We start from the raw sequence: 12907 nt of genomic DNA, 5'->3' as shown, positions 1-12907 counted from the left end.
TCGACAGGCTCAGCGTGAACGGTGGTGGTGGTGCCTAGCTGCTTCGAGGCGACGGGGAACGCCGCAAATCACAAAGCAGGGTCGCGGATTTCCCAGCGGATCGCGTCGATCGCCTGCAGCACCTCGGGCGAGAGCTTCGTGTCCCAGGCGTTCAGGTCCTCATCCAGTTGCGCCACCGATGTCACGCCGATGATGGTGCTGGCGACCTGCCACTTGGTGTAGCAGAACGCCAGGGCCAGTTGCGTGGGCGTGAGGCCGTTGTCGCGGGCCAGCTGGTTGTAGCGGCGCGATGCGGTCAGCGCCTCGGGGCGGCCCCAGCGCTGCTTGCGCACCGACTCGTAGGTGGCGATGCGCGCGCCCTGCGGCGCGCCCGGGCCGGTGAGGCCGCTGTCGTCGTACTTGCCGGTCAACAAACCGAAGCCCAGCGGGGAGTACGCCAGCAGCGACACGTTCAGGCGGTGGCAGGTTTCGTCCAGGCCGTTTTCCCAGGTGCGGTTGATCAGGCAATACGGGTTTTGCACCGTGGCCACGCGCGGCAGGCCGTGCTGCTCCGCCAGCCGCACGAATTCGTGCACGCCGTAAGGGCTCTCGTTGGACAGGCCGATGTGGCGCACCTTGCCGGCCTGGACCAGGCCGGCCAGGGCCTGGAGCTGTTCGTGGATGGGGGTCTGCGACGTTTCCTTGGCGGGGTCGTAGTACAGGTTGCCGAAGGCGGGCACGTGGCGCTCGGGCCAATGGATCTGGTAGAGGTCGATCACGTCGGTCTGCAGGCGGCGCAGGCTGGCGTCGCACGAGGCCACGATGTCGGCCGGTGTCATGCCCTTGCCTTCACGCACCCAGGGCATGCCGCGCGAGGGGCCTGCGACCTTGGTGGCCACCACCAGCTTCTGGCGCGCGCCGGGGTTCTTGGCGAACCAGTTGCCGATGATGGTCTCGGTGGCGCCAAAGGTCTCGGCCTTGGCCGGCACCGAGTACATCTCGGCCGTGTCGATGAAGTTCACACCCCGGTCGAGCGAGCGCGTGAGGATGGCGTGCGAATCGGCCTCTGCCACCTGCTCGCCAAAAGTCATGGTGCCCAGGCAGATGGGAGTGACCTGCAGATCGCTGGTGCCGAGTTGGATTTTTTGCATGGAAAGAAGGAGTACGGGCAAACGAAGGACTGCGCAGAATAATGGATTTCGCTGCGCTCTGCAGGCCGCCGCAGGGCGGCCCGAAGAGCCTGCCTCGCCCCCGCGCCACCCGCCGCCCCACCAGCCGCGCAGGCGACACCGCTGGCGGCGGTGCAGCGGGCGGCCCCATTACCATCCAGGGACACCCGCAGGCCCTGCGCTTTGCGGGACCTTCCTGCTGCCCCACTTCGCGCCGCCGCCCATGTACACCCCGCTCAAGCCCTCCCGCAGCAGCACGCTGCCTCTGCGCCATCTCGACTACCACGTCCGCCACTGGGGCCCGGAACACAGCCCGCTGCCCACGCTGGTGCTGCTGCACGGCTGGATGGACGTGGGTGCGTCCTACCAGTTCACCGTGGATGCGCTGCAGCAGGAGCGCCGCATCATCGCGCCCGACTGGCGCGGCTTCGGCCTTACCTCCACCGCGCAGGCCGACCACTACTTCTTTGCCGACTACCTGGCCGACCTGGACATGCTGCTGGACCACTACGCCCCCGGCGAAGCCATCGACCTGGTGGGCCACAGCATGGGCGGCAACATCGCCATGATGTATGCGGGCGTGCGGCCCGAGCGCATCCGCCGCCTGGTCAACCTGGAGGGCTTCGGCATGCCCGCCTCCAAGCCCGAGCAGGCGCCCAAGCGCTATGCGCAGTGGATCGACGAGCTCAAGCAGCTGCGCAGCGGCGAGCTGGCCCTCAAGACCTACGACAGCCAGGACGGCGTGGCCCGCCGGCTGATGAAGACCAACCCGCGCCTGTCCGAGGACAAGGCCCGCTGGCTGGCCGGCCACTGGGCCCGGCCCAACGCCCAGGGCCAGTGGGAGATCCTGGGCGACCCGGCCCACAAGATCACCAGCGCGCAGCTCTACCGGCTGGACGAGGCGCTGGCGCTGTACGACCGCATCGCCGCCCCCGTGCTGGCGGTGGAAGCCAGCGACGACAGCCTGGGCCAGTGGTGGAAGGGCAGGTACAGCCTGGAGGAATACCACCAGCGCCTGACCCATGTGCGCGACGTGCGGACCGCCGTCGTGCAGGACGCCGGGCACATGCTGCACCACGACCAGCCCGGGCAGGTGGCGCAGCTGATCGAAACGTTCCTGGCCGCCGCCTGAAGCGCGTAGCACCATCAAAATGGTCGCTACCGCTTGACCAGCAAGCGCCAGCAGCTATCATTTTTGACATTTTCATTCACTGACAGCGGTGCCGCTGCCCCTCTGCGGCCCGGCGGGCAGCGCTCCTGAGGGCTTTGCCGGGGCAAGAGGCCGTCCCATGAGAAAATCGCGGGTTATTCCACAGAACACCCAGGACAAGAATCATGGACGCAGAACGCATCAACCTCATCGGCACCACCCTCGGCGACCTGGCTCTGCGAACGCAAGAGTTACGGAGGTATCTTTGACTTCGATGCCAAATTCGAACGCCTGCGCACGGTAAACGCATCGCTGGAAGACCCTTCGGTCTGGAACGACCCGAAGAAGGCCCAGGAGCTGGGCAAGGAACAAAAGTCGCTCTCGGGCGTGGTCGTCACGCTCGACAAGCTCACGCGCGAGCTGGCCGACAACACCGAGCTCTATGACATGAGCAAGGAAGAAGGCGACGAGCCCGGCCTGCTCACCATCGAGGCCGAGACCGCCAAGCTGCGCCCGCTCATCGAAGAGCTGGAGTTCCGCCGCATGTTCCGCAACGAGGCCGACCCGCTCAACTGCTTCGTCGACATCCAGGCCGGCGCGGGCGGCACCGAGGCGTGCGACTGGGCCAGCATGCTGCTGCGCCAGTACCTGAAGTACGCCGAGCGCAAGGGCTTCAAGACCACGGTCGAAGAAGAAACCCCGGGCGACGTGGCCGGCATAAAAAGCGCGACGATCAAGGTCGAGGGCGAGTACGCCTACGGCCTGCTGCGCACCGAAACCGGCGTGCACCGCCTGGTGCGCAAGAGCCCGTTCGACAGCTCGGGCGGCCGCCACACCTCGTTCGCGTCGCTGTTCGTCTACCCGGAGATCGACGACTCCATCGAGATCAACATCAACCCGGCCGACGTGCGCACCGACACCTACCGCGCATCCGGCGCGGGCGGGCAGCACATCAACAAGACCGACTCGGCCGTGCGCCTGACCCACATCCCCACCGGCATCGTGGTGCAGTGCCAGGACGGCCGCAGCCAGCACGGCAACCGCGACATCGCGTGGCAGCGCCTGCGCTCCAAGCTGTACGACTTCGAGATGCGCAAGCGCCAGGAAGAAGCCCAGAAGCTGGAAGACACCAAGACCGACGTGGGCTGGGGCCACCAGATCCGCTCGTACGTGCTGGACAACAGCCGCATCAAGGACCTGCGCACCAACGTCGAAATCTCGGCCACGCAAAAGGTGCTGGACGGCGACCTGGACGCGTTCATCGAAGCCTCGCTCAAGCAGGGCGTGTAATCCATGTCCGCCACCCCTTTGCTGCGCACTGCAGGTGCGCCCGCGCACACCGAAGCCATCATCTTCGACATGGACGGCACCATGATCCACTCCATGCCCTGGCACGCCCAGGCCTGGGTCGAGTTCACGCGCCGCCGCGGCATGCACATCGACGTGCCCGACCTCATGGCCCGCACCACGGGCCGTAATGGCACCGAGTGCATCGTGGAGCTGCTGGGCCGCGCGGTGTCGCAGGAAGAAGCCGACGCGCTCACGCACGAGAAGGAAACCATCTACCGCGAGCTGTTCGCGCCACGCTTTGCCGAAGTGGCCGGCTTTCGCGCGTTCGCGGCGCAGGTGCATGCGCGCGGCCTGAAGGTGGCGGTGGGCACGGCGGGGGACATCGGCAACGTGGAGTTCGCGCTGGGCCACCTCACCCTGCAGCCCGCTCCGCTGGCCATCGTGCGCGGCGACGAGGGCCTGCCCGGCAAGCCGCAGCCGGCGATCTTTCTGGAGGCCGCGCGCCGCATCAGCGTGGCGCCCGAGCACTGCATCGTGTTTGAAGACGCGCCCTTCGGCATCGAGGCCGCGCGGCGCGCCGGCATGCGTGCCGTGGCCATTTGCAGCACCCACAGTGCAGACGAACTGGCGGGCCCCCACGTGGTGGCCGCCGTGCGCGACTACACCGAACTCATGAACACCGACTTTCTGGAGAGCATCCATGTTGCAACTGCATAAAGCAGACGGAAGCGGAGACGCAGTGGCCCACCCGGCCGCCATCCGCCGCGAGGACTACACCGCCCCCGCCTACTGGATCGACAGCGTCGAGCTGACCTTCGACCTGGACCCCGCCAAGACCCGCGTGCTCAACCGCATGCTGCTGCGCCGCAACCCCGACGTGGCCGCGCAGCCGCTCAAGCTCGACGGCGACGAGCTGAACCTGGCGCGCGTGCTGGTCAACGGCCAGGGCACCTCGTTCAAGATGGAAGGCTCCCGCCTAGTGCTGGAGAACCTGCCCACCATCGATGACAACGGCAACGAGCCCTTCACGCTCGAGATCTTCACCACCTGCTGCCCCGCCAAGAACACCCAGCTCATGGGCCTGTACGTGAGCCAGGGCACATTCTTCACGCAGTGCGAGGCCGAGGGCTTTCGCCGCATCACCTACTTCCTGGACCGGCCCGACGTGATGGCCAGCTACACCGTCACGCTGCGCGCCGACAAGGCCCAGTACCCGGTGCTGCTGAGCAACGGCAACCTGGTGGACAGCGGTCCGCTGGAAGACGGCCCGAACGGCGCCCGGCACTTCGCCAAGTGGGTCGACCCGCACAAGAAGCCCTGCTACCTGTTCGCCCTGGTGGCGGGCAAGCTGGTGGCGCGCGAGCAGCACATCAAGAGCCGCTCGGGCACCGACCACCTGCTGCAGGTGTACGTGCGCCCCGGCGACCTGGGCAAGACCGAACACGCCATGAACTCGCTGATGTACAGCGTGGCCTGGGACGAAGCCCGCTTCGGCCTGCCGCTGGACCTGGAGCGCTTCATGATCGTCGCCACCAGCGACTTCAACATGGGCGCCATGGAGAACAAGGGCCTGAACATCTTCAACACGAAGTACGTTCTGGCCAGCGAATCGACGGCCACCGATGTGGACTTCGCCAACATCGAAAGCGTGGTCGGCCACGAGTACTTCCACAACTGGACCGGCAACCGCGTGACCTGCCGCGACTGGTTCCAGCTGTCGCTGAAAGAAGGCCTCACCGTCTTTCGCGACCAGGAATTCAGCATGGACCTGGCCGGCAGCCCGTCGGCCCGCGCCGTCAAGCGCATCGAGGACGTGCGCGTGCTGCGCACCGCCCAGTTCCCCGAAGACGCGGGCCCCATGGCCCACCCGGTGCGGCCCGACAGCTACGTCGAGATCAACAACTTCTACACCGTCACCATCTACGAAAAAGGTGCGGAGGTCGTGCGCATGCAGCACAACCTGGTGGGCCGCGAAGGCTTCGCCAAGGGCATGAAGCTGTACTTCGAACGCCACGACGGCCACGCCGTGACCTGCGACGACTTCGTGCAGGCCATTGCCGATGCCAACCCGGGCAGCCCCCTGGCGCAGCACCTGCCCCAGTTCAAGCGCTGGTACAGCCAGGCCGGCACGCCCCGCGTGCGCGCCACAGGCCGCTACGACGCCGCCACGCGCTGCTATGCGCTCACCCTGGCGCAAAGCTGCGACCCCACGCCCGGCCAGAGCGAGAAGCTGCCCTTCGTGATCCCGGTGGAGTTGGGCCTCATCGACGCCGCCACCGGCGCCGCCCTGCCTCTGCACCTGTCGGGTGAAGGCGCTGGCACCGACGCTGCTGACGCCGCCACCGCACCCACCTCGCGCGTGGTCGTGCTCACCGAGGCATCGCAGACACTCACCTTCACCAACGTGGACGCCGAGCCCGTGCCATCCGTGCTGCGCGGCTTCAGCGCCCCCGTGGTGCTGGACATCGAGTACACCGACGCCCAACTGCTGGCCCTGCTGGCGCACGACACCGACGCCTTCAACCGCTGGGAAGCCGGCCAGCGCCTGGCCCTGCGCTTTGCCTGCGCCGCTATCAATACGATAGCTGGTAGCGCACAACCAACAAGCGGTAGCGGCCCATCGGACTCGCAAATCCTGCCAGCGGAGTTCGTGGACGCCATGCACGCCGTGCTGCGCAACCCGCTGCTGGACGCCGCGTTCAAGGAGCTGGTGCTCACCCTGCCGTCCGAGACCTACATCGCCGAACAGCTGGCCGTGGTCGATCCGCAGCGCATCCACGCGGTGCGCGAAGCCATGCGCGAGCAACTGGCCGTGTCGCTGCAAGCCGACTGGGAGACCGTCTGGGAGCACAACCAGGACACCGGCGGCTACAGCCCCGACCCGGTTTCCTCCGGCCGCCGCGCACTGAGCGGCCTGGCGCTGCACATGCTGTGCATCGCCGCGCAAAAGACCGGCGACGCCGTCTGGCCCGGCAAGGCGCTGCAGCGCTTCAAGGTGGCGAGCAACATGACCGACCGCTTCAACGCCCTGACCGCCCTGGTGGCCAGCGGCAGTGAACTGGCGGCGCCAGCGCTGGCGCGCTTTCATGCGATGTTCAAGGACGAGCCGCTCGTCATCGACAAGTGGTTCGCGCTGCAGGCGGGCGCCCCCGACCGCGGCGGCAACGTGCTGCCCGCCGTGCGCCAGCTCATGCAGCACCCGGACTTCAGCCTGAAGAACCCCAACCGCGCGCGCAGCGTGATCTTCAGCTACTGCAGCGCCAACCCCGGCGCCTTCCACCGCGCGGATGCCGCGGGCTACGTGTTCTGGAGCGACCGGGTGATCGAGCTCGACGCCATCAACCCGCAGGTCGCCGCCCGCCTGGCGCGCGCGCTGGACCGCTGGAAGAAGCTGGCCGAACCCTGGCGCACCGCCGCCCGCGAAGCCATCGCGCGCGTGGCCGCCAAGCCCGACCTGTCCAACGACGTGCGCGAGGTGGTCACCCGCGCACTGGCCGACTGAGCCGGACCGCACGCATGGCCTTGTTCTCCCGAACCTCCAGCCCCGCGCAGCAGTTCGCGCAGCGGTTCAACCCGCTGCGCGACACCGTGTACGACGAGGGCGCCATGTTCAGCGGCTCGGCCATGTCGGCCGACCTGGCGGCGCTGCGCCCCCTGGCCGAGGGCCTGGGGGCCAAATCGCCCGAGCTGGCCGAGCTGCTGTGGCTGCAGTTCGTGGTCTATTCCAAACGCCAGATGGACGACGAGGGCCTGCCCCTGGGCCTGCGTGCGCTGGCCATCCGCGCGGCACTGGGCCAGCTCACGCCCACCGACCGCTACCAGCAGCACTACGCCATCGGCGAATCGGCCCTGCAGTCCGAGGAATACGACACCGCCATCGAACACCTGCGCCAGTCGGCGCAATGGGCCGAGCAGGACGGCGCGGTGCTGAGCCCCGAGCAGAAGCTGGGCATCCGCGAGGAGATCGGCTACGCCCTGCACGAAGCCGGCCGCTTTGCCGAGGCCCTGGCGCACAACCAGCAGCTGCTCAGCGATGCCCAGAGCGCCTTTGGCTCCGACAAGGACGTGCGCCTGTCGGGCCTGATCAACAACCTGGCGCAAAACGCCTACGAGCTGGGCGACCACGCCCAGGCACGGCAGTATCTGGCGCAACGCCTCGCCCTGGGCCAGGCGCTGCACGACGACGGCATCGTGCTGGACACCCTTTTCCAGCAAGGCGTGCTCGCCCACGAAGGCGGCGACTCCGCGCTGGCCCGCAGCCTGTTCCAGCAACGCGTGGCCATCGCCCATGCCAGCGGCGACGACGACCTGCTGGCCGAAACCGAGGCGACCCTGGCAGAGCTGACCGAGCGCGAGCAGTCGCGCTGACCCCTTTCACATCACCACCCACAGCCTCAAGGACGATCCACCGATGAGCTCCCGCATCTCCCTCACCCGCTACCTGGTCGAGCAGCAACGCATCGACGGGCTCATCCCCTCGCAGCTGCGCCTGCTGCTCGAAGTGGTGGCCCGCTCGTGCAAGAGCATCAGCCAGGCCGTCAACAAGGGCGCGCTCGGCGGCGTGCTGGGCACGGCCTCCAGCGAGAACGTGCAGGGCGAGATCCAGAAGAAGCTGGACATCATTGCCAACGAAGTGCTGATCGAAGCCAACGAATGGGGCGGCCACCTGGCGGCCATGGCGTCCGAAGAAATGGACGGCATCTACCTGGTGCCCAACCGCTATCCACAGGGCGAATACCTGCTGCTGTTCGACCCGCTCGATGGCTCTTCCAACATCGACGTGAACGTGAGCATCGGCACCATCTTCAGCGTGCTCAAGAAGCCTGACGACGACCGCGGCGTGGAAGCCGGCGACTTCCTGCAGCCCGGCACCAGCCAGGTGGCCGCAGGCTACTGCATCTACGGCCCGCAGACCACCCTGGTGCTGACCGTGGGCGACGGCGTGGCCATGTTCACGCTGGACCGCGAGCAAGGCTCCTTCGTGCTCACCGAAGAGAACGTGCGCATTCCCGACGACACCAAGGAATTCGCGATCAACATGAGCAACATGCGCCACTGGGACGAGCCCGTGAAGCGCTACATCGACGAATGCCTGCAGGGCAAGGACGGCCCCCGCGGCAAGGACTTCAACATGCGCTGGATCGCGTCCATGGTGGCCGACGTGCACCGCATCCTGACCCGTGGCGGCATCTTCATGTACCCCTGGGACAAGCGCGAGCCGAACAAGCCGGGCAAGCTGCGCCTGATGTACGAGGCCAACCCCATGGGCTGGCTGGTCGAGCAGGCCGGCGGCGCCGCCACCAACGGCAAGCAGCGCATCCTGGAAATCCAGCCCACCCAGTTGCACGAGCGCGTCAGCGTGATCCTGGGCTCCAAAAATGAGGTCGAGCGCGTGACAAGCTACCATTCCGCGCTATAATTTGAGGCTTACGCCGGTGTAGCTCAGTCGGTAGAGCAGCTCATTCGTAATGAGAAGGTCGGGTGTTCGATTCATCTCTCCGGCACCAAATGAAAAGCCCTGATTCGCAAGAGTCAGGGCTTTTTTGTTGTGGGGGGCCTTGGCGGCAGCGCAGTTGGCAACGGTACGACACGATGCCAGGCCCACCACGCACCAACCGATACCACCAGGCAACGGCCACCGCCCCACCGGCCACCTTGGCCGGTGGGGCGATCTGAAACCACGCGAACAGCCCTCTCAGAACCTATACTTGGCCGATGCCGTCACCGTGCGCTCCCGGCCCAGGTAGCACTCGCCGTGGTAGCAGATGGAGTTGTACTTCCTGTTCAGAAGGTTGGTCACGTTCAGGGCAAAACGCCACGGGCCCTGGTCGTACTGCAGCACGGCATTGAGCAGCGTGAACCCGCCTTCGGTCGAGGTGTTGGCCTCGTCGTTCTGCCGTGGGCCCACATAGCTGGCGCCTGCGCCCACGCCAAGGCCCGCGCCCACGGCGTAGTCGAGCCAGACCGATGCCATCTTGCCGGGCACTGCGGCGGGGCTCTTGTGGACCTCGGCCGCATTGGCGCTTTGGATGACCTTCACGCTCATCCAGGTGGCAGAGGCTGTGGCGCTCAGGCGATGCGTGAGGTCGGTCTTGGCTTCCAGTTCCAGCCCCCGCGAACGCTGTTGGCCGATCTGCCGTGCTTCCGAGGTGATGTTGTCGTAGGTCACGATGTTCGTCTTTGTGAGATCGAAGAGAGCCGCCGTGAAGAGACTCTTGCCATCGTCGGGCTTGTACTTGATGCCCACCTCCAGCTGCTTGCCCCGGCTGGGCTTGAACGGGCTGTTGGCAGCGTCCACCCCGCTCGTTGGCAGGAAGGACTCGGCATAGCTGGCGTACGGCGCCCAGCCATTGCCCAGCAGGTAGTTCAGCCCGACCCGCCCGCTGAACGCATGGTCGGTCTGGGTGGTGGTGGCGCTCAGGCGGTTGTCGATGGTGGACCTCACGGAGTCCTGGCGCCCGCCCAGGATCGCGATCCAGCGCTCGCCGAACCGGATCTGGTCCTGGGCGTACACGCCGACCTGGTGGGTGCTCTGGCGGAAGTCGGTCCATGGCAGCGTCGGGGCCGGAACGGCCATGCCGTACACCGGATTGAACAGGTCGAGGTCAGGGCCTTGGCCCCGGAATCGCAATGCCGTGCCCCGCAGATGATTCCAGTCGATGCCGAAGAGCAGCTGGTGCTGCGTGGTGCCGGTGATCAGGCTGCCCTGCAGTTGCGTGTCCACCGATGCCTGTTCGAGCGCATCGTCCCAGGACCGGGTCATGCGCGACAGGGTGTGGCCGTCGGGCTGCAGCGTGTCGCCCCACAGCGCCCGCCGTGCCATCGTGATGTCGGTGTAGCGCGCGTTCTGCCGCACGCTCCATCCATTGCCGAGCGCATGGTCGAACCGGTAGCCCACCGAGTACTGGTCCTGCCGAAAACGGCTGAAGGAAGGGTCTCCATATTTGACCTGCCTGCGGACACCGCCGGGGTCGGTGAAGATGGCGTAGTACGGGTCCTCGCCGGACTCGTCGTTGAGCAGTTCGCCAAACAGGGTGAGCGAGGTCGCTGCGCTCGGGCTCCAGCGCAGCGACGGCGCCAGGTAAGCGCGCTGCCGGGTGATGCGGTCGCCGTTCGCGTACCGGTCCTGGTCCTGGCTGTCCAGGGCCACACCGACCAGCCGGAAGGCCAGGTCGCCGCCCTCCCCCACCGAGCCCCCCAGGTCCACGCCCAACTGCTTGCGGTTGAAGTTGCCCACCTGCAGTTCGACCTCCCGCGTGGCTTGCGGCCCCGGCGCCTTGCTCACGCGGTTGACGATGCCGCCCGCATCGCCCTGTCCGTACAGCACCGACGAGGGCCCCCGCAGCACCTCCACCCGCTCCAGGCCGTAGGTCTCCGTCATGCGGTAGATGACGCCGAACTGGCTTTGGGGCAGCCCGTCGCGAAAGCTGCTGCTGTTGCCCGGGAAGCCGCGCAGGGACAGGTACTCCCAGCCGCGGTTGTCGGGCCCGTAGGCAGCGACGGACACGCCCGGCGTCTGGCCTACGACGTCCATCAGATCCAGGGCGCCGCGCGCCTCCATCTCCTGGCGGCCGATCACGGACAGCGACTGCGGAACCTCCAGGATGGAGCTGTCCGTCTTGGTGCCCGTGGCGCTGCGCTGGGCCACATAGCGCGGGACGGGGCCAGTGGCGGTCTCTGGCTCGGCGCTGGCATTCACTGTGACCGAGGGCAGCGTCGCGGCAGAGCCCGGGGGCGGCACGGCACGGATCAGCACGGAGGCGCCTTCGCTGACCGCCATCAGGCCGCTGTGGGCCAGCAGCCTGTCCAGCGCCTGCCGGGGCGTCATGCGGCCACTGACTGCCGGGGCCGTCTTGCCGGCCACGAGCGACTGCGGCACCGCCACCTGCATGCGGGCTTGCCTGGCCCAGTCGTTGATCGCATCGCCCAGCGGCTGGGCGGCGATGGCGATGTCGCGCTCGGCAGCGGACGACAGCGCGCTGTCGACCGCCTGCGCCCCGGCGGATGCGGTGAACGCACCCGACGCGACGGCGAAAGGGATAGCCAGCGCAAGCGCTGCCGAAGAGGGCAATGGAGGTTTTTTCATGGTCACTTCACCAACAAGATACGAATGGTTCTCGTTCGTGTAGACGTACCGGCAGGGCGTTTGCCGGATACCTGGGCCAAACATTTTCAAAAATCGCTGCTCATCCACCCTGCCGCCGCAGCGCGTAGCCGTCACCCAGGGGCACGAGTTGCAGTTGCAGCGCGCCAGCGAGCAGGCGGCGCGCCGCGGCCGCATCGCGCGGATCGAAGGTGCCGGAGAGCCGAAGGTCGAGCGCTGATGGGTCCACGTCTACCAGGCCCAGATCGGCGTAGCGCCCCATCTCGGCCATCACCGTCTTCAGCGGGGCGTTGCTGAAGCTGATCTGCGCACCCTGGTGCCAAAGCGCCGCGCCGTCCGTGGGCAGCGCCTTCACGACCGGCTGCGCACCGGGCCCCTGCAGCACCAGATGCTGGCCGGCCGTGAGCTCCACCCGATGCGCCGCAGCGTCCGCACCACCGCCCGCCACCAGGCCGTTCGCCACCCGCACCCGGCCATGCTCCACCGCGACTTCAACGCCTTCCCGCGAGGGAATGCCGGGTGTCGAGCGCACGGTAAAGCGCGTCCCGACCACCGTCACATGCACGTCTTGCGCCGTGACCTGAAAAGGCCGGTCCGGGTCGGCACGCACTGTGAACAGGGCCTGCCCCTGCACAAGCTGCACCTCGCGCCGGCCGCGAAAGAACGTCACCTGGAGTGTGGTGGAGGTGTCCAGCCGCAGCTCGGAGCCATCGGGCAGCGTCACGTGGGACTGCTGGCCGCGCTGCGTGCCGAACGCCTGCTCGTACACCGGGCGGGCCTCCAGGTGTTGCCAGCCAAGCCAGCCCCCCGTAACGGCCACCGCAGCCACGCCCGCCAGGGCCCACCCCGCCATCGCACGGCGCCGCGGCACCGGCACTGCGGCCGGCGCGCGCTCAGCGGCCACCAGCGCGCGCAGTCTGGCTGCGGTGTCGCGCGGCATCGTGTCGATCAAGGCCCAGTCGGTGGCCCAGCGCGCATAGGCCTGGCGGTTGCCGGCATCGCGACCGAGCCACTGCGTGAAAGCGGCCTCGTCCGCCGCGGACCACGCACCATCCCCGGCATCGCGGCGCAGAAACCATCCCGCCACTTCCTGGCGTCGGCGGGCTTCATCGGTCGTGGGCTCTATGGGCATCATGATCGCGGGAGGTGTCGGGTTGTAGACGAACGAGCGGCCTCAAAGCCGGAGTCTTCGGTGCGGAGCCCGCACACGGGCAC

9 protein-coding genes and 1 tRNA gene are annotated in these 12907 nt (G+C 67.5%); 7 read left to right on the top strand and 3 right to left on the bottom strand.

The genetic code is table 11. From position 1 onward, the window contains the following. Positions 1-68: 68 nt before the first annotated feature. A complete protein-coding gene (locus ACIGHN_RS12120; protein WP_396504548.1) occupies positions 69-1130 on the bottom strand; it encodes an aldo/keto reductase in 1062 nt (353 codons plus the stop codon). A gap of 241 nt (positions 1131-1371) precedes the next feature. Here ACIGHN_RS12120 and ACIGHN_RS12115 point away from each other — a divergent pair, with 241 nt between their 5' ends. From ACIGHN_RS12115 to ACIGHN_RS12085, 7 genes are all read left to right on the top strand, one after another. Then, on the top strand, positions 1372-2280 hold the full coding sequence (locus ACIGHN_RS12115; protein WP_396504547.1) for an alpha/beta fold hydrolase: 909 nt from the start codon (positions 1372-1374) through the stop codon (positions 2278-2280). A 203-nt stretch (positions 2281-2483) separates the two neighbouring features. Next, positions 2484-3588, top strand: a protein-coding gene (gene prfB / locus ACIGHN_RS12110) for a peptide chain release factor 2 (RefSeq protein ID WP_156370489.1) whose coding sequence is annotated in 2 segments (ribosomal slippage) — positions 2484-2564 and positions 2566-3588 — 1104 coding nt in all. Because the reading frame shifts where the segments join, the coding sequence is not laid out codon by codon here. A 3-nt stretch (positions 3589-3591) separates the two neighbouring features. Next, on the top strand, positions 3592-4305 hold the full coding sequence (locus ACIGHN_RS12105; RefSeq protein ID WP_396504546.1) for an HAD family hydrolase: 714 nt from the start codon (positions 3592-3594) through the stop codon (positions 4303-4305). Continuing rightward, on the top strand, positions 4289-7090 hold the full coding sequence (pepN, locus tag ACIGHN_RS12100; protein WP_396504545.1) for an aminopeptidase N: 2802 nt from the start codon (positions 4289-4291) through the stop codon (positions 7088-7090). The genes ACIGHN_RS12105 and pepN overlap by 17 nt, the downstream gene beginning before the upstream one ends. A 14-nt stretch (positions 7091-7104) precedes the next feature. Further along, positions 7105-7956 carry a tetratricopeptide repeat protein gene (locus ACIGHN_RS12095; RefSeq protein ID WP_396504544.1) on the top strand — a complete coding sequence of 284 codons (852 nt, stop codon included), beginning with the start codon at positions 7105-7107 and terminating at the stop codon, positions 7954-7956. A gap of 43 nt (positions 7957-7999) precedes the next feature. After that, positions 8000-9007, top strand: a complete 1008-nt coding sequence (locus tag ACIGHN_RS12090) for a class 1 fructose-bisphosphatase (protein ID WP_396504543.1) — start codon at positions 8000-8002, stop codon at positions 9005-9007. A gap of 12 nt (positions 9008-9019) precedes the next feature. After that, positions 9020-9095: transfer RNA gene (locus ACIGHN_RS12085), tRNA-Thr, on the top strand. A gap of 188 nt (positions 9096-9283) precedes the next feature. On the opposite strand, the gene ACIGHN_RS12080 is transcribed toward ACIGHN_RS12085, so the two are convergent. Both ACIGHN_RS12080 and ACIGHN_RS12075 read right to left on the bottom strand, forming a co-directional pair. Continuing rightward, positions 9284-11674 carry a TonB-dependent siderophore receptor gene (locus ACIGHN_RS12080; protein ID WP_396504542.1) on the bottom strand — a complete coding sequence of 797 codons (2391 nt, stop codon included), beginning with the start codon at positions 11672-11674 and terminating at the stop codon, positions 9284-9286. A 100-nt stretch (positions 11675-11774) separates the two neighbouring features. Continuing rightward, positions 11775-12827 (bottom strand): FecR family protein, encoded by a 1053-nt coding sequence (locus ACIGHN_RS12075; RefSeq protein ID WP_396504541.1) that lies wholly within the window; start codon positions 12825-12827, stop codon positions 11775-11777. Positions 12828-12907 lie beyond the last annotated feature (80 nt).

Origin of the sequence: Acidovorax sp. NPDC077693, from assembly GCF_044542805.1 — a bacterium.
In the GTDB taxonomy this organism is placed as follows: Bacteria; Pseudomonadota; Gammaproteobacteria; order Burkholderiales; family Burkholderiaceae_C; genus Acidovorax.
This window is presented reverse-complemented; position numbering and strand designations above follow the sequence as displayed.